The sequence below is a fragment of the Pseudomonas sp. GW821-FHT02A08 genome, from assembly GCF_059422045.1.
The window spans coordinates 26,842-50,293 of record NZ_JBWKWD010000005.1; the positions used below are offsets into that span (position 1 = coordinate 26,842).

Sequence of the window (23,452 nt, forward strand, 5' to 3'; positions counted from 1 at the left end):
CGATCAATGCGCCTCTAGAAGTGGGTCGAGTGCACGAACGTGCTCGACCTGCCAGCCAAGCGGTACCACGTCGCCGACGGCGAGCGAGGGATCAAGCTCGGCAATCGGCTGTTTCACGAAGAAGTCAGTCTTGCCGCAGACTTCCATGCGAACCCGGACGTGGTCGCCCAGATAGATGAATTCCTCGACTCGCCCGGAGAAGCGGTTTACGCATTGGTCGCTGGAGCCATTGAGGCTTACTCGCTCTGGACGAATGGACAGGGTCACCGGCTCACCGGTCTGGCCGACGTTGACCGCCAGGGCTTCCACCTTTTCGCCGCGTCCGAGCTCGACAATGCAACGGTCGCCGGTTTGGCTGTGCAGGCGGCCATTAAGTCGGTTGTTCTCGCCGATGAAGTTGGCGACGAAGGTGTTCTTCGGCTCTTCGTAGAGGGTGCGCGGTGGCGCGATCTGCTGGATTTCGCCCTGGTGGAAAACCGCCACACGGTCGGACATGGTCAAGGCTTCGCCCTGATCGTGGGTCACGTAGACCACGGTGACGCCCAGGCGCTGGTGCAGATGCTTGATCTCCATCTGCATGTGTTCACGCAGTTGTTTGTCGAGTGCGCCAAGAGGTTCGTCCATCAGCACCAGTTGCGGCTCGAACACCAGCGCCCGGGCCAATGCCACACGCTGTTGCTGGCCGCCGGAGAGCTGCGCCGGGTAACGCTGGGCGAAGGCATCGAGCTGGACCATGCTCAGCACGCGCTTGACCCGGGCACTGACGTCGCTCTTGTTCATGCCGCGCACGGTCAGCGGGAATGCCAGGTTCTCGGCCACCGTCATGTGCGGGAACAGTGCGTAGTTCTGGAACACCATGCCGATGTCGCGCTTGTGCGGCGGCACGTTGTTGATGGCGCGCCCGGCCAACAGGATTTCGCCCGCGGTCGGCGTTTCGAAACCGGCGAGCATCATCAGGCTGGTGGTCTTGCCGGAGCCGGACGGCCCGAGCAACGTGAGGAATTCGCCTTTGCGAATGTCCAGGTTGAGGTCCTTGACGATCAGGTTCTCGCCGTCGTAGCTCTTCTGCACTCCACGAAAGCTGACCAGAACATCATTGGCCCCTGCGCTTGAATCGACCTGGCTCATACCCACACCTTTGTTATTGATGACTGCTGTGGGACTAAGCCTAGTGTACGCCGGGGACCGCGCAAATCGGGGCGCAAGAGAGATTGGCCTCAGCCGGATGGAAGGCTGGGGGTAGGGATTGCCCTACAAGGATGGCGCGTTTTGGCAAGCACAGAGGCGAGCGCTCAGTTACAGGCCGCAAGAACAAGCCGATGCGGTTTTGAACAGTGTCGCAAATCGGTATGCCACCACCGGACTTGTGGGAGCGGGCTTGCTCGCGAAAGCGGTGTATCAGGCCCGGATATGTCGACTGGCACACTGCTTTCGCGAGCAAGCCCGCTCCCACATTGGACGGCGGTGTGCTTTAGAGGAGCTTGTGTTCCATCGCGTACTTCACCAGTTCCGCCAGCGAAGTGATGTTGAGCTTTTGCATCAGTCGCGCCTTGTGGGTGCTGATGGTCTTGCTGCTCAGCGCCAGTTGCTGGGCGATGTCATTGACGTTGGCGCCCTGGGCCAGGCGTTCGAACACTGAAAATTCGCGCTCGGAGAGCAGCGAGTGCAATGGCCGCGAGTCGGTAAGACCGACCTCGAAAACCATGCGGTCGGCCAGTTCCGGGTCGATATAACGCCCGCCTGACGCCACTTTGCGAATGGCCGTCAGCAACAGCGCCGGGTCGCTGTCCTTGGTCGCATAACCCGCAGCGCCCACCTTCAACGCCCGGGCGGCCATTTGCGCTTCATCGTGCATCGACAGCACCAGGATCGCCGGTGGATTGTTCAAGGCGCGAATCCGCGGAATCGCTTCCAGGCCGTTGACGCCCGGCATGGAGATGTCCAGCAACACCACTTCGCAGGGCACATGACGCAAGGTGTCGAGCAACTGCTCGCCATTGCTCGCCTCCCCCACCACCAGCAAGTCCTTGGCCAGGCCGATCAACTGCTTGATGCCTTCGCGGACAATGGTGTGGTCCTCGGCTACCAGTACACGGATCACGTTCTTCTCCAGATTCAAGATCTATCGAGCGGTACTCGCACGCTTAGGGAGGTGCCTTCACCCGGCTCACTCTCAAGGGATAACTCACCGCCCATAATCAACACCCGCTCACGCATTCCGACGATCCCAAAGGATGTTGGCCTGCCCGGCGCGGCGACAAATCCTACTCCATCATCGCTGACCGTCAGACACAACTCATCGCCTTCAAGGGTCAGTGTCAGTTCAACAGTATGCGCCTGGGCGTGCCGCATGACATTGGTCAGCGCCTCCTGAAGGATTCGAAACAGGCCGATTGCCTTCGCATCGCTGAGCACTGGCAAATTGTCCGGCACCTGCACCAGACACGGGATCTGCGTACGCGCCTCGAATCGTCGGGCCTGCCATTCGATGGCCGAGGCAATGCCGGCATCGAGAATCGGCGGGCGCAATGCGGTCGCCACGTCGCGAACCAATTGGAACAGTTGAGCAATCAGGCGCTTCATGCTGCCAAGGCGCTCGTTCAGGCCCGGATCAAGTTGCGCGTAGGCCAGTTCGCACATCGACGTTTCCAGCTTCAATACGGTCAGCATCTGACCCAACTCGTCGTGAACTTCCCGGGCAATGCGCGCTTTTTCTTCTTCGCGCACGCTTTCCAGATGCGCGGACAACTCACGCAGCTGCTCCCGAGAGCTGGCCAGTTCAAGTTCGATGCGCTTGCTTTCGCTGATGTCCCAGACGATCCCGTCCCAGACATAGGCGCCGTCTTCCAGCCGACGGGTGATGGCCTTGATTTCCGCCCAGCGCTGCTCACCCTGACGCGTAAGGATTCGCCCCTGCCACGACCAGTCGCTGTCGGTATCCAGCGCATGATCCTGGGTCTGGTGATAGCTGGCCTTGTCATCCGGATGCACGAGACTGCGCAGGCCTTTATCGCGATGCGCCAGCGTGGCCGGCGAGTAACCCACCAGGCTTTCGCTGCCTTCGCTGATGTAGGCAAAGTCGATTTGACCGGTCACTGGCGCCCGCTCCAACCGGAAAACCAGTCCCGGAACGTTGGCGGCGATGCCTTGCAGCCGCGCTTCGCTTTCCTGCAAGGCCGCCAGAGCACGGCGCCGCTCGGTGACATCGTTGAGGTAAACCACCAGGTATTCGCCATCACGAAAGCGCAGGAAACTCAACGAGACATCGGCCGGCAGGATGCTGCCATCGGCCCGCACGCAATTGGATTCGAAGCTTTGCGGGCCGTCTTCACTGGCCCTGGCGCGCTTCCACAGGTTCAGCCAACGGTCCATGTGCAGGCCAGGCTCGAAATCGATCAGGGGCCGATCAATGATCCCGCCAGGCGGATAGCCCAGCATGCTTTCCGCCGCACGGTTGGCGTAGCGCACATGGCTGTCCCAGTTGACCCAGAGGATACCGACGGTGCTCTGGTCGATAGAGAACTGAGTGAGGCGCAAGGCCTCTTCGCTGGCGGCGCGCAAGGCGATGTCCTCCTGCGCGGCCAACAGGCGCTGCTCCAGGTTGTGCTGCTGGCGACGCTGCCAGACCACGATGGCCATGCAGCTCAACGCCAGCACGGCCAGCAGCAGGCAGAGGTTTTGCCAAAACCCCGGAGACTCGGTGAGCCGTGGATATTTGGGTTGCAGCCATTGATTGTGCAGTTGCTCCAGATCCTTGGCCGGGATCGCCCGCAATGCACTTTCGACGATGCCCGCCAGTTCCGGCTTGTCGCGGAGCGTGGCCACCCGCAGCAGTTGCGGCAGGCCGACGTCCCCCACCACCACCAGCCCGGCGAACTCCGACTCGACCGACAAGCGTCCCAGTTGCGCCTCATCGATCACCGCATAAGTCGCCTGCTGGCCGACCAATAATTGCAATGCCTGGCGCTCCATCGGTACGCCTTGCAGATTCAGGTGCGGGTAGTTGCCGCGCAGGTAATCGGCGATGGCACTGGGCATGCGCACGGCGACGCGGGTCTGGCTGTCGAGCTTTTCCAGCTCGACCGCGCCGGCGCTTTTCTGGTCGCTGACCACCAATTGCGGCACCCGCATGTAAGGGTCGGAAAACTGCCAGAGGCGCAGCCCGCCTGGGGTCTGGGTCAACCCCGGAGCGATGTCGATTTCGCCTTCGCGGGCCGCGGCTTCCAATTGTTCAAGGTCGGGGAAATTACGCCAGCTCAGTTCGACATTGAGGTTTTTTGCCAGCCACTTCATCAACTCGACATTCACCCCGGACAGGCGCTGCAAGCGGCGATCGTATTGCGCATAGGGCGCCTGCAACACCAGGCCGACCCGCAACTCGCCCTGCTGCGCCAGCCAGTGCTGCTGTTTCGGGGAAAGCTGGGCAACAGGCGCCGCAGGCGCGGCGGCCGCCCAGCCCATCAAGGGAAACCACAAACAGCCGATAACCCACAGGCAGCGAAAACGCATCATTGAACTCTCACACACTGACAAATACTGACCAACCCATTAGGCTGCCGGAACATCTTCTGGCCTGGAATATCCGATGCCCCCTGTCTACCGCCTGGCACTGCCAGCATTGTGCCTGTCGCTGATCCTGCCTTGCGCTTTTTCCGCCAAGGCGGCCGACCCGGCGCCTGCCGTGGAGGAAAAAACCGCCGAAGAAAAACCACTCGAACGTCAGCCGCTGCCTGAGCGTAGTCAGGAAGAAGCGACTGCACTTGAGCGAAAAATCCCGGCTCAGGAACAGCAACCACTGCAAGCAGGCAGCGACACCTTTCTGGCCTTGTGGAAACCGGCCAATACCGCCGAACCCAAAGGCGCGGTGATTATCATCCCGGGCGCCGGTGAAACCGTTGACTGGCCGCAAGCCGTCGGCCCTTTGCGGCGCAAATTGCCGGATGCCGAGTGGAGCAGCCTGAGTATCACCTTGCCGGACCTGCAAAGCGATGCCATTGCGCCACGAATCGTGGAAGCGGCGCCGGCTCCCAAGGCCGCCGAAAACGCCAGTAAAGACTCAACCACCGCCGCCCCTATCGAACAGGTGGCCGGTGGCGAGGCCGATGTAGCCGACAAGCCCATTGCCGAAACCGCTGAGGAGCAGTCCAAGGCAGATGCCGAGCGCATCTTTGCCCGGATCGACGCGGCGATCGCGTTTGCCGAACAGCAAAGCGCCCGCAGCATCGTGGTGCTGGGGCATGGCACTGGCGCCTATTGGGCAGCGCGCTACCTGAGCGAGAAGCAGCCATCGCAGGTAGAAAAACTGGTGATGGTTGCCGCCCGGACACCTGTGGCGACCACGCCCGGACTGGCCGAGCTGAGCCCTACCCTGAAACTGCCAACTGCTGATATTTTCTACAAGGACAAAGCGCTGGACCGCAACGCCGCACTGGAGCGCCTGCAGGCCAGCAAACGCCAGAAGTCCTCGACATTCAGTCAGGTCGCGCTCAAGGCCTTGCCGGATAGCAAGGCCGAACAGGAGCAATTGTTCCGGCGGGTGCGGGGCTGGTTGAATCCGCAGCCTGCGACAGACTGACAGACCGAGGCGCTTCATTCGCGAGCAAGCCCGCTCCCACAGGCTTTATGCCGATCACAAAATTACGAACGACACAAAACCTGTGGGAGCGAGCTTGCTCGCGATGGCAGCATTACAGACAACACCTCAGCCGGAGCTAGCGAAAATCCCGCCGCTCCCGAATCAGCGTGTAGGCATTATGCAGTTCACGCGTTCGCTCGGTGGCCTCACGCACCTGCATCGCCGTCGCGCCACTGCCGGCAATCTTGTCCGGATGATGGCGACTGAGCAGGCGCCGATACGCACGCTTGATCTGCGCCGGCTCAGTGGTGGCCGACACCCCCAAAAGCCTCAACGCGTCCTGATAACTTGGCGCACTGTTGCCCAGCGGCCGTTTCTGCGGCTCATAGTCGTGGGCCAAAGCCTGCACCTGATGGGGCGTCCAGCCCAGCCACTTGCCCCATTGGCCAATCAATTGACGTTCACCGCTGCCGGCACGACCATCGGCCCAGACCATTCGCCAGCAGGCGCGCAAAACACCTTCCGCCGCATGGGGCTGGGCACTCAGGCGACGCAGATAACCACGCAGCCGGTCACGGCCCGACTTGCCGCGATTGAACGCGGCAATCGCACGACGCCGGGCCGACTCGGACATGTCCAGCGAGCGCATTTCCGCCCGGGCCTGTTCGATGTGCCCGGACATCACCTGGCCATCACACTTGGCCAGTCGCCCCAACAGAACAAACAGCAATTCATCGTTACGCAGCACCGGGCGACCGCCCAGTTTTTCCCGCAAGTGTCCCCAGCTTTGCAGGTGCAAGCGCCGATCCAGCGCCTGCCCCAACAACGCGCCGAGAATGGCCCCCGGAATGCTGGCTATGGCAAAGCCTGCTCCGGCTCCGATCAGAGTCCCTGGCCACAGCATGTCAGCGGCTCGCTTCTATTAATGTTTCAACTTCGGCCAGTCGCTCGTGAGTGCCGACATCGACCCAGTGTCCCCTCAACTGCTCGCCGGTCACCTGCCCGTCAGCCATGGCCCTGCGCAACAGCGGCGCGAGCTTGAAGGCCCCCGCGGTGCAACCGTCGAACAACTGCGGATGCAACACGGCGATGCCACTGTAGGTCAGGGTACCAACCTCTGACTGACCGTCGTGCACCTGCGTTTCGACCAGGCTGAAGTCCCCGGCCGGATGATGGGACGGGTTGCTGACCAGCACCAGATGCGCCAGGCCGTTGATGGGCTGATGTAGCACGCTGAAGTCGTAATCGGTCCAGATGTCGCCGTTGACCACGACAAACGCTTCATCCCCCAGCAACGGCAACGCGCGAAAAATCCCGCCGCCGGTTTCCAGGGGCTCACCTTCGGCCGAGTACTGAATGCTCACGCCATAACGCGATCCATCGCCCAGATAGTCTTCGATCTGCTGACCGAGCCAGGCGTGATTGATCACGATGTCGATGAACCCGGCGGCGGCCAGCGCTCGCAGGTGATACTCGATCAGCGGCACGCCGCCTGCACGAACCAGCGGCTTTGGCGTGGTCAGGGTCAGCGGGCGCATGCGCTCGCCTTTACCCGCGGCCAGAATCATTGCCTTCATGCTTTCACTCCGGCGCGCAGACTGGCCAGCAGCACATCCAGTTCGGCCAGTTCAGGGCGGCGAGCGATCACTGCTTCTATGTACGCAAAGAAACGCGGCACATCACCCAGATAACGCGGTTTGCCGTCGCGATGGCAGATGCGCGCAAAAATGCCGATGACTTTCAGGTGACGTTGCACGCCCATCAAGTCGCTGGCACGCAGGAAGTCCTCGAAGTCGGGCTGGACCGGAATCCCGAGGGACCCCGCTTGTTGCCAGTAGCTTTCGAGCCAGCCGTGCACACGCTCCGCGGGCCAACTGAGGAATGCGTCCTTGAACAGGCAGGTCACGTCGTAGGTCACCGGGCCATACACCGCATCCTGGAAATCCAGCACACCGGGATTGGGCTGGCTGAGCATCAGGTTGCGCGGCATGTAGTCGCGATGTACCAGGACTTTGGGCTGTGCCAGGGCGCTGTCGATCAACAGTTCGCTGACCTGCTGCCAGAGCACTTGTTGCGCCGCGTCGAATTCGATGCCCAGTTCGCGTTTCACGTACCACTCGGGGAACAGTTCCAGCTCACGACGCAACAAGGCCACGTCATAGCTCGGCAGAGGCGCAACCATCGGCAACTGCTGGAAAGCCAGCAACGCTTGCAGTGCATCCTTGAACAAATCGTCGGCGTTTTCGCTGTCGATGACATCCAGATAGGTCTTGTTGCCCAGGTCATTGAGCAAAAGAAAGCCGCGTTCGAGGTCTTCGGCATAAATTTTCGGCACATTTATTCCGGACTTCGCCAGCAAAAAGGCAATATCCACGAAGGGTTTGCAGTTTTCCTGGGGCGGCGGCGCGTCCATCACGATGAAACTTTTGTCACCGCCTTCCCAACGGAAATACCGACGGAAACTCGCGTCGCTGCTGGCCGCAGTCAACGTGGCCGGGGGTACGATGCCCCAGCCCTGTTCAGCAAACAGGGTCGCCAATTGTTCATCGAGCCAAACTTTCAGGTGTTGCAAGCGTACATCTTGATCAGGCATTGCAAGGGTCTCCGACGGCGCTAGCCGTCAAGCGGGTCATGCTTTATTATCCAGCATCTTTTTCAGACCATCGAGAGGCGTGCGGCCCACACCGCGGGCAGATGGCACGCAGGAAGCCCGGACTAATAAGATGGCATTGAAATCCCCCGCGTTTCGTAAAAAATTTCCGTTGTTGGTTACCGGCAGTTTGCTGGCGCTGCAACCCCTTGCCACTTCCTACGTGGTCGCCGCGGAACAGTTTGACTGCTCAGTCTCTGCTTCGGGTTCCTGGGACTGTGCGCCAAAGACGCCGGCGGCTGCATTGCCACCGCGTCCCGTCCATGACGGCAGCGCAGTTTCCGCCACCGGCGAAGCCCCGGCCGAGAACGGTTCCAGTGAAGAGGCCGGCACCAAGCCGGTGCTGGTCACCGAATCCAAAGGCCGTGGCCTGACATCGCGTAGCGCAGACTACAGCCACCTCGACTGGGTTCCCCGCGAGCAGCTCACCGCCGCACAATTGGCCGAAACCGGTCCTTATTGCTCCGGTTCCTATATCGAACCGATTCGTCCTGGCATGGATGACAAAACGAATAAAAGTGACGCTCCAACCTTTATCGGCGCAAAAGCCTCCCGCTATAAGCAGGATGAGCAAATTGCGACCCTGGCCGGTGACGTGGTCATGCGCCAGGGCAGCATGCAGGTCGAAGCCGACGAAGCCAACCTGTACCAGGCCGAAAGTCGTGGCGAGCTGAACGGCAACGTGCGCATTCGCGACAACGGCGCGCTGATCGTGGGCGATCACGCCGACGTGCAGCTCGACACGGGTGAAGCCAAGGTCGACAACGCCGAATACGTGATGCACAAATCCCGCATCCGCGGTAATGCGCTGTACGCCAAACGTGCCGAGAACGCGATCATCCGCCTCAAGGATGGTACGTACACCACGTGCGAACCGAACAGCAACGCCTGGCAGCTCAAGGGCAACAACATCACCCTGAACCCGGCCACCGGTTTCGGTACGGCGACCAACGTGACGCTGCGGGTCAAGGACATTCCGGTCCTGTACACGCCGTACATCTATTTCCCGATCGACGACCGTCGCCAGTCCGGCTTCCTGCCGCCGACCATCGGCACCGGCAGCGATACCGGCTTCATGCTGGTCACCCCGTACTACTTCAACCTGGCGCCGAACTACGATGCCACGTTGTACCCACGCTACATGGAAAAGCACGGCTTGTTGATGGAAGGCGAATTCCGCTACCTGACCAAGTCCAGCGAAGGCCAGTTCGGCGCGGCGTACCTCAACGACGAAAGCAACGAACGCGATAAGCAGACCGACGCCGAAAAAACCCGCTACATGTACAACTGGCAGCACAAGGGCGGTCTCGACTCGCGAACGCTCACGCAAGTCGACTACACCAAGATCAGCGATCCGTATTACTTCCAGGATCTGCAGACCGACCAGATTGGCGTGAAAAGCCAGGACTACGTGAACCAGCAGGGCTCTGTCACCTATCGCGGCGACAGCTATACCGCTCGCGTAAATGCCCAGGCCTATCAACTGGCGACCGTTTCGAACATTACACCGTACGACCGTTTGCCGCAGATCACCTTCAATGGCGCGCTGCCGTATCATCCCGAAGGCTTGAACTTCTCCTACGAAACCGAACTTGTCCGGTTTGATCGAGACCTGGAGACCGGCAACTACTCCGACGAAGACGGTAATGTAACGCCGCGCATTGATAACAACATCCGAGGCTTGGCTCGCGCCAACGGCGACCGCCTGAATCTTGCGCCTGCCATCAGTCTGCCGATGAACACGACGTACGGTTTCCTGAAACCGAAGCTCAAGTACCAGTACACCCAGTATCAACTGGATCTGGACAGCATCGGCAAGGCTCAAATTGCTCAGCAAACTCCACAGCAGGACAAGCTAAGCGGTACCTTCGACACCAACCAGAACCGCAGCGTACCGATCGCCAGCATCGACAGCGGCTTGTACTTCGATCGCAATACCCAGTATTTCGGCAAGAACTACCGCCAGACCCTCGAGCCACGCCTGTTCTACCTGTACGTGCCTGAGGTCGACCAGGAAGACATTCCGGTATTCGATACCAGCGAATACACCTTCAACTATGCGTCTCTGTTTCGTGACAACCGTTTCTCCGGCTCCGACCGTGTCGGCGACGAAAACAAACTGTCCCTGGGCGTGACCAGCCGCTGGATCGAAGACAACGGATTCGAACGTCAACGCATCAGCGTAGGCCAGGCCTTGTACTTCAAGGACCGCGAGGTTCAGTTGCCTGGTATCAATCCAAAAACCCGCGCCGATGCCCAAGCCAGCGTTTCGCCGTACGCACTGGAATACGAATACCGCTGGAACCGCGACTGGCGCACCACGGCCGACTACAACTGGGACCCGGACAACCGCAGCCCTCGCTCGGGCAGCGCGATGTTCCACTACCAGCCTGAAGACAACCCGAACAAGGTTATCAACGCCGGCTATCGCTATCGTAACGACCAGGTGATCTACAACCAGAACACTGGCGAATGGCAGTTTGGCGGTGACTACGGCACCCCTGGCACTCCTGGCTACGTGAAGGATTACTACAAGATCGAACAGCACGACTTCTCGGTGATCTGGCCGGTCGTGCCGCAATGGAACGCCATTACCCGTTGGCAGTATGACTACAACCGCAACCGCACCCTGGAAGCCTTCGGTGGTTTCGAGTACGACAACTGCTGCTGGAAACTGCGCCTGATCAACCGTTACTGGGTTTCCTATGACGAGTTCAGTCAGGAAGCACCGCAAAACGAAAAAGGCGACCATGGCGTCTTCCTCCAAATTGTTCTGAAGGGGCTCGGCGGCCTGACTGGCGCCAAGGTAGAGAGCTTCCTCGACAAAGGCATTCAAGGTTATCGTGAACGTGAAGACCAAGCTTTCTGATTGTCTGCGCCCGCTGATGCTGGGCGCGCTGTTCCTGAGTACGGCGGCGAGCGCCGCCGTACAGTCCATCGATAAAGTGGTGGCCATCGTCGACAACGACGTGGTCATGCAGAGTCAACTGGACCAACGGGTTCATGAAGTTCAGCAAACCATCGCCAAGCGCGGGTCTGCCGTACCGCCGGCAAGCGTGCTGGAGCAGCAGGTACTTGAGCGTCTGATCGTCGAAAACCTGCAATTGCAGATCGGCGAGCGCTCCGGCATCCGCATTACTGACGAAGAGTTGAACCAGGCTGTCGGCACCATTGCCCAGCGCAACAACATGTCTGTCGAGCAGTTCCGCGCCGCCCTGACTCGCGACGGTTTGTCCTACGACGACGCACGTGAGCAGATACGCCGCGAAATGGTCATCAGCCGTGTACGCCAGCGTCGGGTCGCCGAACGCATTCAGGTCTCCGAGCAGGAAGTGAAGAACTTCCTGGCATCCGACCTGGGCAAAATGCAGCTGTCCGAAGAGTTCCATCTGGCCAACATCCTGATTCCCACGCCGGAAAGCGCCAACTCCGACGCGATTCAGAATGCAGCCAAACAGGCCGATGCGATTTACCAGCAGCTCAAGCAAGGCGCTGACTTCGGTCAATTGGCAATCGCCAAGTCCGCCAGCGAAACCGCACTGGAAGGTGGCGACATGGGCTGGCGTAAAGCCGCTCAATTGCCTCCGCCGTTCGATCGCCTGCTGAGCACCATGCCGGTGGGTGATGTCACCCAGCCAATGCGCACCCCGGGCGGCTTCATCATCCTGAAGGTCCTCGACAAGCGTGGTGGCCAGACCCAGATGCGCGACGAAGTGCATGTGCGCCACATCCTGGTCAAGCCGAGCCCGATCCGCGACGAAGCAAAAACCAAGGCCCTGGCAGAGTCGCTCTACAGCCGAATCGAGGCGGGCGAAGACTTTGGCGAGCTGGCGAAAAGCTACTCGGAAGACCCGGGATCCGCCCTCAACGGCGGCGACCTGAACTGGATCGACCCGAACGCACTGGTGCCCGAATTCCGCGAAGTGATGGCCAAGACCCCGCAAGGTCAGCTGTCCAGGCCGTTCCAGACTCAATACGGCTGGCATGTCCTGGAAGTCCTTGGCCGTCGCGCCACTGACAGCACCTCACAGGCTCGCGAGCAGCAAGCGATGACCGTTTTGCGTAACCGCAAATACGACGAAGAGCTGCAGACCTGGCTGCGTCAGATCCGTGACGAAGCGTACGTGGAAATCAAACTCCCTGGCGCCGACCAGGCAGCACAGTGAAACCCCAACGTTTCGCGCTGACACCCGGCGAACCGGCCGGCATAGGTCCCGACCTGTGCCTGCTGCTCGCCTCGCAAGCCCAGCCTCACCCCCTGATTGCCATTACCAGCCGCGACCTGCTCATTGAGCGGGCCGTGCAACTGGGCGTGGCTGTCGATCTGCTGCCGGTCACACCGGACAACTGGCCGGACGCACCCGCGCCAGCCAACAGCCTGTATGTCTGGGATACACCGCTCAATGCCAAGGTCGTCGCCGGGCAACTGGACAAGGCCAACGCCGCCTTTGTACTGGAAACCCTGACCCGCGCCGGCCAGGGTTGCCTGAGCGGAGATTTCGCCGGCATGATTACCGCGCCGGTGCACAAAGGCGTCATCAACGAATCCGGCATCGCCTTCTCCGGGCACACGGAATTCCTCGCCGACCTGACCCACACCGCGCAAGTGGTGATGATGCTGGCCACGCACGGTTTGCGCGTGGCCCTGGTGACCACTCACCTGCCCCTTCGCGAGATTGCCGATGCAATCACGCCGGAGCGTCTGGAACGCGTTACGCGAATCCTGCACGCCGACCTGCAAAACAAGTTCGGCATCGCCCGGCCACGCATCCTGGTCTGCGGGCTCAACCCCCATGCCGGCGAAGGCGGGCACCTGGGCCATGAAGAAATCGATATCATCGAACCCACATTAGAGCGCCTGCGCGGCGAGGGCATGGACCTTCGCGGCCCCCTGCCCGCCGACACTCTGTTTACCCCCAAATATCTGGAGCACTGCGATGCGGTGCTGGCGATGTACCACGACCAGGGCTTGCCGGTGCTGAAGTACAAAGGCTTCGGCGCGGCAGTCAACGTGACCCTCGGCTTGCCGATCATCCGCACCTCGGTCGACCACGGCACCGCCCTGGACCTGGCCGGCAGCGGCAGAATCGATACCGGCAGCCTGCAAGTCGCCCTGGAAACCGCCTACCAGATGGCCGAGACCCGTTTATGACCGAGCATTACCAACACAAGGCGCGCAAACGCTTTGGCCAGAACTTCCTGCACGATGCAGGCGTTATCGACCGAATCCTGCGTTCCATTCATGCCAAGGCAGAAGACCGCCTGCTGGAAATCGGCCCGGGCCAGGGCGCACTGACCCAAGGCCTGCTCAGCAGCGGCGCGCAACTCGATGTGGTGGAACTGGACAAGGACCTGATCCCGATCCTCAACCAGCAGTTTGCCGGCAAGAGCAACTTCAACCTGCATCAGGGCGATGCGCTGAAGTTCGACTTCAACAGCCTCAATGCCGTGCCAGGCAGCCTGCGAGTGGTCGGCAACCTGCCGTACAACATCTCCACGCCGCTGATTTTTCACCTGCTGCACAACTCGCACCTGATCCGCGACATGCACTTCATGCTGCAAAAGGAAGTTGTCGAGCGCCTGGCTGCCGGTCCTGGTGGTGGTGACTGGGGTCGGTTGTCGATCATGGTTCAGTATCACTGCCGGGTCGAACACCTGTTCAACGTCGGCCCGGGCGCGTTCAACCCGCCGCCGAAAGTCGACTCCGCCATCGTGCGCCTGGTGCCCCACGCGGTACTGCCACACCCGGCCAAGGATCACCGCCTGCTGGAACGCGTCGTGCGCGAAGCGTTCAACCAGCGCCGCAAAACCCTGCGCAACACCCTCAAGCTGCTGCTGAGCAATGCCGAAATCGAAGCCGCCGGCGTCGATGGCAGCCTGCGTCCCGAGCAACTCGACCTGGCCGCGTTCGTACGCCTGGCTGACAAGCTCAGCGAACAAAAGCCTGTCGCCGACTGACAGGCGATGAGCGCTATCGGGTAGGACGCCACTCTGGTCTACTACCCGATACTTGGCCTAGACTGAACCCCAACAGCTACGCCCCGCGTCCCGCTTCGTTTTTAAGGCCCCTTGCATGTCCGATCCTCGTTATCAGGTCGACGTCAGCGTCGTCACCCGCTATCTGGCAGAACAATCGCAACCCGAGCACGACCGCTTTGCCTTCGCCTACACCATCACCGTGCAAAACAATGGCGAAATGCCCGCCAAACTGCTTTCACGGCACTGGGTCATCACCGATGGTGACGGGCATGTCGAAGAAGTGCGCGGCCCAGGCGTGGTGGGCCAGCAGCCGTTGATCGAACCCGGCAAGAGCCACACCTACAGCAGCGGCACGGTCATGACCACCAAGGTCGGCACCATGCAAGGCACCTATCAGATGCTGTCCGACGACGGCAAACACTTCGATGCCATCATCGCGCCCTTCCGCCTGGCGGTGCCCGGAGCCCTGCACTGATGGCAACGTACGCTGTCGGTGACTTGCAAGGCTGTCTTCAAGCCCTGCAATGCCTGCTCAAACAAGTGGCGTTCGACCCTCAACGGGATCGCCTGTGGCTGGTGGGCGACCTGGTCAACCGCGGCCCGCAGTCGCTGGAAACCCTGCGCTTCCTCTATAGCATCCGCGAATCGCTGGTGTGCGTGCTCGGCAACCACGACCTGCACCTGCTGGCGGCCGGACGCAACATCGAACGCCTGAAGAAGGCCGATACCCTGCACGAGATCATTGACGCGCCCGATAGCGCCGAACTGCTCGAATGGCTGCGCCAGCAAAAGCTCATGCACTACGACGAACAGCGCAACATGGCACTGGTCCATGCCGGCATTCCACCCCAGTGGTCGCTGCGCAAAGCCTTGAAGTGTGCTGCCGAAGTCGAGACCGCCTTGCGTGACGACAACCTGCTGCCGCCCTACCTCGATGGCATGTACGGCAACGATCCGGCGAAATGGGACAATGACCTCAAGGGCGTGACGCGCCTGCGGGTGATCACCAACTATTTCACCCGCATGCGTTTTTGCACCGCCGAAGGCAAACTCGACCTCAAGAGCAAGGAAGGTCTCGGTACCGCACCAGCAGGCTACAAGCCCTGGTTCCAGCACCAGCACCGCAAGACCAAGGACCTGAAGATCATCTTCGGTCACTGGGCAGCACTGGAGGGCAACGTCGAAGAGCCAGGTATTTCGGCCCTCGATACAGGTTGTGTCTGGGGCGGCGCCCTGACCCTGATGAACGTCGACAGCCTTGAACGCCTGTCCTGCAAATGCGACGAACACGGTCATGCCGTGCCGCCAGTCGCCTCATCCATCCCCCAAACATCGCCAGCCAGCGCCCCGCGCTAGACTGCCCATTCAGCCGAGCCACAGGAGCCCGCCATGAGCGAATTCAAACGTATCCCCCCGGAACAGGCCCAGGCCCTGCGCGAACAAGGCGCAGTGGTGGTCGACGTCCGCGACCCGGCCACTTTTGCCGCCCTGCACATTGCAGGCTCGAAGCATCTGGACAACCATTCCCTGCACGCATTCATCCAGGGTGCAGACCTCGACGCACCGACCGTGGTGGTCTGTTATCACGGCAATTCCAGCCAGGGCGCGGCCGCCTACCTGATCAGCCAGGGCTTCTCAGACGTCTACAGCATGGATGGCGGATTCGAGTTGTGGCGTACGACGTATCCTGCGGAAACGGCGCAAGGCACCACTGAATAATTTTTTTGTAACGTTGCAGGCCCCGGCTCCCGCGGGCTGGCGCGGTGGCAGACGAACGGTCTGCCACAACTAATTACGTATCTCGCCTTTACCTCCCGAATTCCCAACTATCCTTAAGCCCAGGCCATCCAAAACAGGGGAGAGCCGGTACACCGGCGCACGGGTCATCGGGAGTAGCTTTCGGAGTAGTCAGCTCCGGGAGAGTTCTGGGGGGTAAACAGCAATCGCCTGTTCGGTTGCTGCCAGCATCGACTGAGTGATCCGGCGTCGGCTCCACGTATCGAGCGAGGTGACGTCATGAGTATCTTTAGCCACTTCCAACAACGCTTCGAGTCCACACGCCAGGAAGAACTCTCTCTGCAGGAGTATCTTGAACTGTGCAAAAAAGACCGTAGCGCCTACGTTTCCGCCGCCGAGCGTCTGCTGCTGGCCATCGGTGAACCGGAACTGCTCGACACCTCGACCAACTCGAGACTGTCGCGCATCTTCTCCAACAAGGTCATCCGCCGCTATCCGGCCTTTGAAGACTTCCACGGGATGGAAGAATGCATCGACCAGATCGTGTCGTATTTCCGCCATGCCGCGCAGGGCCTGGAAGAGAAGAAACAGATCCTTTACCTGCTCGGCCCAGTCGGTGGCGGTAAATCGTCCCTGGCCGAGAAGCTCAAGCAATTGATGGAAAAAGTGCCCTTCTATGCCATCAAGGGCTCGCCGGTTTTCGAGTCGCCCCTGGGTCTGTTCAACTCCACTGAAGATGGAGCGATCCTGGAGGAAGACTTCGGCATTCCACGGCGCTACCTAAACACCATCATGTCGCCATGGGCCACCAAGCGCCTGGCCGAATTCGGCGGCGACATCAGTCAATTCCGCGTGGTGAAACTCTACCCGTCGATCCTCAACCAGATCGCCGTGGCCAAGACCGAACCTGGCGACGAAAACAACCAGGACATCTCGGCGCTGGTGGGCAAGGTCGATATCCGCAAACTGGAGGAGTTCCCGCAGAACGACGCTGATGCATACAGCTACTCGGGCGCACTGTGCCGGTCCAACCAGGGCCTTATGGAATTCGTCGAAATGTTCAAGGCACCGATCAAGGTGCTACACCCACTGCTGACCGCTACCCAGGAAGGCAACTACAACAGTACCGAAGGCCTCGGCGCGATTCCGTTCACCGGGATCCTGCTGGCGCACTCCAACGAATCGGAGTGGCACACCTTCCGCAACAACAAGAACAACGAAGCCTTCATCGACCGGATCTATATCGTCAAAGTGCCGTACTGCCTGCGGGTCAGTGACGAAGTGAAGATCTACGACAAGCTGCTGTTCAACAGTTCGCTGGCCAAGGCCCATTGCGCGCCGGATACCCTGAAGATGCTGGCCCAGTTCACCGTGCTCTCGCGCCTCAAGGAGCCGGAAAACTCCAATATCTACTCGAAGATGCGCGTGTATGACGGCGAGAACCTCAAGGACACCGATCCGAAAGCCAAGTCGATCCAGGAATACCGGGACAACGCCGGTGTCGACGAAGGCATGAACGGTCTGTCGACCCGTTTTGCGTTCAAGATCCTGTCGAAGGTGTTCAACTTCGATCCGCACGAAATCGCCGCCAACCCGGTACACCTGCTCTACGTGCTGGAACAACAGATCGAGCAGGAACAGTTCCAGGCCGAGACCCGCGAACGCTATCTGCGCTTCCTCAAGGAGTACCTGGCACCGCGCTACATCGAATTCATCGGCAAGGAGATCCAGACCGCCTACCTCGAGTCCTACAGCGAGTACGGCCAGAACATCTTCGATCGTTACGTGCTGTACGCCGACTTCTGGATCCAGGACCAGGAATACCGCGACCCGGAAACCGGCGAGATCCTCAACCGTGTAGCGCTGAACGAAGAACTGGAGAAAATCGAAAAACCGGCCGGCATCAGCAATCCGAAGGATTTCCGCAACGAAATCGTCAACTTCGTACTGCGTGCCCGAGCCAACAACAACGGCAAGAACCCGACCTGGCTCAGCTACGAAAAACTGCGGGTGGTCATCGAGAAGAAAATGTTCTCCAACACCGAGGACCTGCTGCCAGTCATCAGCTTCAATGCCAAGGCCAGCAAAGAGGACCAGCAGAAACACAACGACTTCGTCACACGGATGGTCGAGCGGGGCTACACCGACAAACAGGTACGACTGCTGTCCGAGTGGTACCTGCGGGTCAGAAAATCACAATAACCCGCTGCCGGTCAGACCGGTTGTCGTCAGCCAGAGGCCTGTGTATGCATTTTCTGTTACACAAGCCTCTGGAAGGTGTTCGAAAGTCGGTAGCGAGTTCAAGCAGCATCCACAGCGCTTGGGGGAGCGTCGTACATCCCTTGGCTCTCGGTCCTATGCTGCATCACCGCTCGCCCCTTTCAGGACAGCTTCTAAGGAGCAGTCATGAGCTATGTGATCGACCGACGTCTCAATGGCAAGAACAAGAGCACGGTGAACCGCCAGCGATTTCTGCGGCGCTACCGTGATCACATCAAGAAGGCTGTCGAAGAGGCGGTCAGCCGGCGCTCCATTACCGATATGGAACACGGCGAACAAATCAGCATTCCCGGCCGCGACATCGACGAGCCGGTGCTTCATCACGGTCGCGGTGGCAAGCAGACGGTCGTGCACCCGGGCAACAAGGAGTTCACCAGCGGCGAACATATCGCCCGTCCACCGGGAGGCGGTGGCGGCCGGGGTCCCGGCAAGGCCGGCAATTCCGGCGAAGGGATGGACGAATTCGTCTTCCAGATCACCCAGGAAGAGTTCCTCGAGTTCATGTTCGAAGACCTCGAACTGCCCAATCTGGTCAAGCGTAACCTAACCGGCACCGACACCTTCAAGACCGTGCGCGCCGGGATCAGCAACGAGGGTAACCCGTCGCGGATCAACATCATCCGCACCCTGCGTTCGGCTCACGCCCGGCGTATCGCCCTGTCCGGCAGCAGCCGGGCAAAGCTGCGCGAAGCCAAGGAAGAACTTCTGCGACTCAAGCAGGAAGAACCAGACAACTTCGGCGATATTCAGGAAATCGAAGCGGAAATCGAAAAACTCAGCGCGCGCATCCACCGCGTGCCGTTTCTCGACACGTTCGACCTCAAGTACAACCTGCTCATCAAACAACCCAACCCCAGTTCCAAGGCCGTGATGTTCTGCCTGATGGACGTGTCCGGCTCGATGACCCAGGCGACCAAGGACATCGCCAAGCGCTTCTTTATCCTGCTGTACCTGTTTCTCAAGCGTAACTACGAAAAGATCGACGTCGTGTTCATCCGCCACCACACCAGCGCCCGCGAAGTGGATGAAGAGGAGTTTTTCTACTCCCGGGAAACCGGCGGCACCATCGTTTCCAGCGCCCTGAAACTGATGCAGGAGATCATGGCCGAGCGCTATCCGAGCAACGAGTGGAACATCTACGCCGCCCAGGCCTCCGATGGTGACAACTGGAACGACGACTCCCCTATCTGCCGCGACATCCTGATCAACCAGATCATGCCATTCGTGCAGTACTACACTTACGTTGAGATCACCCCGCGCGAACACCAGGCCCTGTGGTTCGAGTACGAGCGCATCGCCGAAGCCTTTTCCGACACATTTGCCCAGCAACAACTGGTCTCGGCCGGCGATATCTATCCGGTCTTCCGTGAACTCTTCCAGCGCAGGTTAGTGACATGACCGCCAAAGAGCAGAAACGCCAACCCATTTCCACCGGCTCCGAATGGACGTTCGAGCTGATCCAGGCCTACGACCGCGAAATCAGTCGTATTGCGGCCGGTTACGCACTCGATACGTATCCCAACCAGATCGAAGTGATCACCGCCGAACAGATGATGGACGCCTACGCCTCGGTCGGTATGCCGCTGGGTTATCACCACTGGTCCTACGGCAAGCACTTCCTCAGCACCGAAAAGTCCTACACCCGTGGCCAGATGGGGCTGGCCTACGAGATAGTGATCAACTCCGACCCCTGCATCGCCTACCTGATGGAAGAAAACACCATCTGCATGCAGGCGCTGGTGGTGGCCCATGCATGCTACGGGCACAACAGCTTTTTCAAAGGCAACTACCTGTTCCGCACCTGGACTGACGCCAGTTCGATCATCGATTATCTGGTGTTTGCCAAGCAGTACATCATGCAGTGTGAAGAACGCCACGGTATCGACGCGGTCGAGGACCTGCTCGACTCCTGCCATGCGCTGATGAACTATGGGGTCGACCGCTACAAACGCCCTTATCCGATCTCTGCGGAAGAAGAACGTCGCCGGCAAAAGGATCGGGAAGAGCATTTACAGAAACAGATCAACGATCTGTGGCGCACCATTCCCAAGGGCGCGGACAAGTACAGCGACAAGGACAACGCACGCTTCCCCGCCGAACCCCAGGAAAACATCCTGTACTTCATCGAAAAACACGCGCCGCTGCTGGAACCATGGCAGCGGGAAATCGTGCGTATCGTGCGCAAGATCGCCCAGTATTTTTATCCACAGCGTCAGACCCAGGTGATGAACGAGGGTTGGGCCACGTTCTGGCACTACACCCTGATGAACGACCTGTACGACGAGGGCCTGGTCACCGACGGCTTCATGATGGAGTTCCTGACGTCCCACACCAGCGTGGTGTTCCAGCCTGGTTTCGATAGCCCTTACTACAGTGGCATCAACCCCTACGCCTTGGGGTTTGCCATGTACCGCGACATCCGTCGCATGTGCGAAGAGCCTACGGAAGAAGATCGCCGCTGGTTCCCTGACATCGCCGGTACCGACTGGCTGGCAGCCATCAAGTTCGCCATGAGCAGCTTCAAGGATGAGAGCTTCATCCTGCAGTACCTGTCGCCCAAGGTGATCCGCGACCTGAAGCTGTTCAGCATTCTCGACGACGACCAGAAGGACGACCTGCTGGTGCCCGCCATTCACGACGAAGGAGGCTACCGCACCATCCGTGAAACCCTCGCGGCACAGTACAACCTGGGCAATCGCGAGCCCAACGTGCAGATCTACAGCATCGACCGCCGCGGCGACCGCTCCCTGACCCTGCGCCACCAGCAGCACGACCGCAAACCGCTGGGGGACTCGACTGAAGAAGTGCTCAAACACCTGCACCGCCTCTGGGGCTTCGACATTCACCTGGAAACCCTGCAAGGCGATCAGGTCATGAAAACCCACCATGTGCCGCCAAAAAGCGAGCACGGCGAAGGTGATTACGGCCGCCTGGACCTGGCCGTCATCCATCTTTGATCCGGTTTGTGCCTCCGAAAGCTCGATGCAACGGTTATCCTGTCGAGCTAACGGAGGTTTTTTATGCGTATTTATAAAGTCGGCGGCGCGGTACGTGATCGCCTGCTGGGCAAACCGGTTACCGATATCGACTGGGTCGTGGTCGGCGCCACCACCGAAGAAATGCTCGCCAAGGGCTTTCGCCCGGTGGGCGCGGATTTCCCGGTGTTCCTTCATCCAAAAAGCGGCGAGGAATACGCCCTCGCCCGCACCGAGCGCAAGAGCGGACGCGGTTACGGCGGGTTCACTTTTCACGCCAGCCCTGAAGTCACCCTCGAAGAAGACCTGATCCGTCGCGACCTGACCATCAATGCCATGGCCGAAGACGATCAACAGAACCTGACCGACCCGTATCACGGTCAGCGCGATCTCGAAGCCCGCCTGCTTCGCCATGTTTCCCCGGCATTTGCCGAAGATCCGCTCCGGGTCCTGCGTGTTGCCCGCTTCGCGGCGCGCTACGCGACGCTGGGTTTTACCGTCGCCCCGGAAACCCTGGAACTGATGCGTCAACTCAGCGAGTCAGGTGAACTTGAGGCGCTGACTCCCGAGCGCAGCTGGAAGGAAATTTCCCGCGCCCTGATGGAAGATCAGCCACAGGTGTTTGTCGAGGTTCTACGCGCATGCGGCGCACTCAAGGTGCTGATGCCCGAGGTCGACGCGCTGTTTGGCGTACCGCAACCACCCGCCCACCACCCGGAAATCGATACAGGCACACATACCCTGAGCGTGCTGCAGCAAGCGGCGTTGCACAAACAGCCGCTGACCGTGCGCTGGGCGTGCCTGTTGCACGACCTGGGCAAGGGCCTGACGCCAGAGGAAGAATGGCCGCGACACATTGCCCACGAGTTCAAAGGGCTGAAGCTGATCAAAGCGGTCAATGAACGCTTCAAGGTACCGAGGGACTGCCAGGAACTGGCGCTGCTGGTGGGCGAGTATCACACCCACGGGCATCGTGCCCTTGAGCTGAAGCCATCGACATTGCTGGAATTGCTGCAAAGCTTCGACATTTACCGTCGGCCACAGCGGTTCGAGGAGTTCATTGCCGCATGCGAGATGGATGCGCGCGGACGCAAAGGGCTGGAGGAAAGAAGTTATCCACAGGCGGATTATTTGCGCGGCGCGGCAACCGCGGCTCGCAGCGTGGCGGTTCAGCCGTTGCTGGAAAAGGGGTTCAAGGGACCGGAGCTGGGGGAGGCGATCAAGCGCGAGCGGCTAAAGGCACTGAAGGCTTACAAGGAAGCGGTGTCTACCTGAAAAGCTTCGCGAGCAAGCCCGCTCCCACGGTTCCGTGGGAGCGGGCTTGCTCGCGAAGGCGTCAGTCAGATCACAGCAAATCTGAAGGCGTCAATTGCTCGCCACGCCACTCAAACGCCACCGGCGCCAGCACCTGATCGATCTGCGATTCGGCCCACAATGTGGCGAAACTTTTACCTACGCCCGGGTGCACGCGATCAGGCGCTATCAACGACAACGGCCACAGAACAAACGCATTTTTCAGAATTTCTGCCCGTGGCAAGATCAGGCCATCGAAATTGCCCACCAGGTCACCGAACAACAACACGTCGATATCCAGTGGTAAACCTCGGCGATCCGGTGCGTAACGACCGTTATCCGCCTCGATGAACTTCAGACGACGATCAAGCTCAATCAGCGGCAGATCGGTATACGCCGACACCACGAAATTGAAGAACGGCCCGCTCTTGATGCCCACCGGCTGGCTTTCGAACACCGCCGAACAGCGGATATCGACCAGGAACGCCGCCAAAGCATCGAGCCCCGCCCGCAAATGGGTTTCACGCTCGATATTGCTACCGAGCCCGAGGTACACCTGAGTCAGCGACATCCGCGCTCGATCTCCACGCCCACACCGCCGGTGGCAGCCGGGACGGCGCCGGGCTTGGTCAGCTTCAGGCGCATCCAGGTGATCTTGAATTCGCTCATCAGCACTTCAACCAGGCGCTCGGCAAAGGTTTCCACCAGCTGGAATTGCGCCTGCTCGGCAAACGCCTGGATGCGCGAGGAAACACTGGCGTAGTCGAGCGCCAGGGTCAGGTCATCACCGGCCGCGGCCGGGCGATTATCCCAGGCAAAGCTCAGATCAAGACGCAAGCACTGTCGGATGCCCCGTTCCCAGTCGTAGGCACCTATCACCGTGTCGACTTCCAGGCCCTCGATAAACACTCTGTCCAAGCACTTCTCTCCGCTACACGACAAGGGCGCAATGCGCCGTTAGAA

General features: G+C 60.0%; 20 protein-coding genes. 12 read left to right on the top strand and 8 right to left on the bottom strand.

What is annotated here, in order from left to right; genetic code table 11:
- Positions 1 to 3 precede the first annotated feature (3 nt).
- The 3 genes from AC07W4_RS05375 to AC07W4_RS05385 form a co-directional block, all read right to left on the bottom strand.
- Complete coding sequence (locus AC07W4_RS05375; protein ID WP_046039490.1) at positions 4 to 1,128, bottom strand: ABC transporter ATP-binding protein; 1,125 nt, start codon at positions 1,126 to 1,128, stop codon at positions 4 to 6.
- Between the two features lie 343 nt (positions 1,129 to 1,471).
- Complete coding sequence (locus AC07W4_RS05380; RefSeq protein WP_008051638.1) at positions 1,472 to 2,101, bottom strand: response regulator; 630 nt, start codon at positions 2,099 to 2,101, stop codon at positions 1,472 to 1,474.
- 14 nt (positions 2,102 to 2,115) lie between these two features.
- Positions 2,116 to 4,512, bottom strand: coding sequence for a PAS domain-containing sensor histidine kinase (locus AC07W4_RS05385; protein WP_495031755.1), 2,397 nt, complete (start codon positions 4,510 to 4,512; stop codon positions 2,116 to 2,118).
- 73 nt (positions 4,513 to 4,585) lie between these two features.
- Between AC07W4_RS05385 and AC07W4_RS05390 the strand changes: the two genes are divergently transcribed.
- Complete coding sequence (locus AC07W4_RS05390; RefSeq protein WP_495031756.1) at positions 4,586 to 5,575, top strand: alpha/beta hydrolase family protein; 990 nt, start codon at positions 4,586 to 4,588, stop codon at positions 5,573 to 5,575.
- 136 nt (positions 5,576 to 5,711) lie between these two features.
- Here AC07W4_RS05390 and AC07W4_RS05395 read toward each other — a convergent pair whose 3' ends face one another.
- The 3 genes from AC07W4_RS05395 to AC07W4_RS05405 are packed head-to-tail and all read right to left on the bottom strand — an operon-like array spanning position 5,712 to position 8,168.
- Positions 5,712 to 6,479 (bottom strand): TerB family tellurite resistance protein, encoded by a 768-nt coding sequence (locus AC07W4_RS05395; RefSeq protein WP_495031757.1) that lies wholly within the window; start codon positions 6,477 to 6,479, stop codon positions 5,712 to 5,714.
- Position 6,480: 1 nt separating this feature from the next.
- Positions 6,481 to 7,152, bottom strand: coding sequence for an N-acetylmuramate alpha-1-phosphate uridylyltransferase MurU (gene murU / locus AC07W4_RS05400; RefSeq protein WP_495031758.1), 672 nt, complete (start codon positions 7,150 to 7,152; stop codon positions 6,481 to 6,483).
- Positions 7,149 to 8,168 carry an aminoglycoside phosphotransferase family protein gene (locus tag AC07W4_RS05405; protein ID WP_495031759.1) on the bottom strand — a complete coding sequence of 340 codons (1,020 nt, stop codon included), beginning with the start codon at positions 8,166 to 8,168 and terminating at the stop codon, positions 7,149 to 7,151. Before AC07W4_RS05405 ends, murU begins: the two co-directional genes overlap by 4 nt.
- A 130-nt stretch (positions 8,169 to 8,298) precedes the next feature.
- Between AC07W4_RS05405 and AC07W4_RS05410 the strand changes: the two genes are divergently transcribed.
- The 11 genes from AC07W4_RS05410 to AC07W4_RS05460 all read left to right on the top strand — a co-directional run bounded on the left by AC07W4_RS05410 (position 8,299) and on the right by AC07W4_RS05460 (position 22,471).
- Entirely contained in the window at positions 8,299 to 11,094 is a 2,796-nt protein-coding gene (locus AC07W4_RS05410) for an LPS-assembly protein LptD (protein WP_495031760.1), read from the top strand.
- Positions 11,075 to 12,391: a peptidylprolyl isomerase SurA gene (surA, locus tag AC07W4_RS05415; protein WP_495031761.1), complete on the top strand. Its 1,317-nt coding sequence runs from the start codon at positions 11,075 to 11,077 to the stop codon at positions 12,389 to 12,391. The genes AC07W4_RS05410 and surA overlap by 20 nt, the downstream gene beginning before the upstream one ends.
- Positions 12,388 to 13,377, top strand: a complete 990-nt coding sequence (gene pdxA / locus AC07W4_RS05420) for a 4-hydroxythreonine-4-phosphate dehydrogenase PdxA (RefSeq protein WP_495031762.1) — start codon at positions 12,388 to 12,390, stop codon at positions 13,375 to 13,377. Before surA ends, pdxA begins: the two co-directional genes overlap by 4 nt.
- A complete protein-coding gene (rsmA, locus tag AC07W4_RS05425) occupies positions 13,374 to 14,183 on the top strand; it encodes a 16S rRNA (adenine(1518)-N(6)/adenine(1519)-N(6))-dimethyltransferase RsmA (RefSeq protein WP_495031763.1) in 810 nt (269 codons plus the stop codon). Before pdxA ends, rsmA begins: the two co-directional genes overlap by 4 nt.
- Before the next feature lie 115 nt (positions 14,184 to 14,298).
- Entirely contained in the window at positions 14,299 to 14,679 is a 381-nt protein-coding gene (gene apaG / locus AC07W4_RS05430; RefSeq protein WP_008051619.1) for a Co2+/Mg2+ efflux facilitator ApaG/CorD, read from the top strand.
- On the top strand, positions 14,679 to 15,560 hold the full coding sequence (locus AC07W4_RS05435; RefSeq protein WP_008051617.1) for a symmetrical bis(5'-nucleosyl)-tetraphosphatase: 882 nt from the start codon (positions 14,679 to 14,681) through the stop codon (positions 15,558 to 15,560). Before apaG ends, AC07W4_RS05435 begins: the two co-directional genes overlap by 1 nt.
- 33 nt (positions 15,561 to 15,593) lie before the next feature.
- Positions 15,594 to 15,923: a thiosulfate sulfurtransferase GlpE gene (glpE, locus tag AC07W4_RS05440; RefSeq protein WP_008051614.1), complete on the top strand. Its 330-nt coding sequence runs from the start codon at positions 15,594 to 15,596 to the stop codon at positions 15,921 to 15,923.
- Positions 15,924 to 16,220: 297 nt separating this feature from the next.
- A complete protein-coding gene (locus tag AC07W4_RS05445) occupies positions 16,221 to 18,143 on the top strand; it encodes a PrkA family serine protein kinase (RefSeq protein ID WP_008051612.1) in 1,923 nt (640 codons plus the stop codon).
- A 204-nt stretch (positions 18,144 to 18,347) separates the two neighbouring features.
- A complete protein-coding gene (locus tag AC07W4_RS05450) occupies positions 18,348 to 19,619 on the top strand; it encodes a YeaH/YhbH family protein (RefSeq protein WP_008051610.1) in 1,272 nt (423 codons plus the stop codon).
- Positions 19,616 to 21,178, top strand: coding sequence for a SpoVR family protein (locus tag AC07W4_RS05455; RefSeq protein ID WP_495031764.1), 1,563 nt, complete (start codon positions 19,616 to 19,618; stop codon positions 21,176 to 21,178). Before AC07W4_RS05450 ends, AC07W4_RS05455 begins: the two co-directional genes overlap by 4 nt.
- A gap of 63 nt (positions 21,179 to 21,241) precedes the next feature.
- Positions 21,242 to 22,471 carry a multifunctional CCA addition/repair protein gene (locus AC07W4_RS05460; protein WP_495031765.1) on the top strand — a complete coding sequence of 410 codons (1,230 nt, stop codon included), beginning with the start codon at positions 21,242 to 21,244 and terminating at the stop codon, positions 22,469 to 22,471.
- A gap of 70 nt (positions 22,472 to 22,541) precedes the next feature.
- Here the strand turns inward: AC07W4_RS05460 and folK are convergent, their stop codons facing one another.
- Positions 22,542 to 23,060, bottom strand: coding sequence for a 2-amino-4-hydroxy-6-hydroxymethyldihydropteridine diphosphokinase (gene folK, locus AC07W4_RS05465; protein ID WP_008051603.1), 519 nt, complete (start codon positions 23,058 to 23,060; stop codon positions 22,542 to 22,544).
- Positions 23,051 to 23,407: a dihydroneopterin aldolase gene (folB, locus tag AC07W4_RS05470; protein WP_008051601.1), complete on the bottom strand. Its 357-nt coding sequence runs from the start codon at positions 23,405 to 23,407 to the stop codon at positions 23,051 to 23,053. The genes folK and folB overlap by 10 nt, the downstream gene beginning before the upstream one ends.
- Between the last annotated feature and the right edge of the window lie 45 nt (positions 23,408 to 23,452).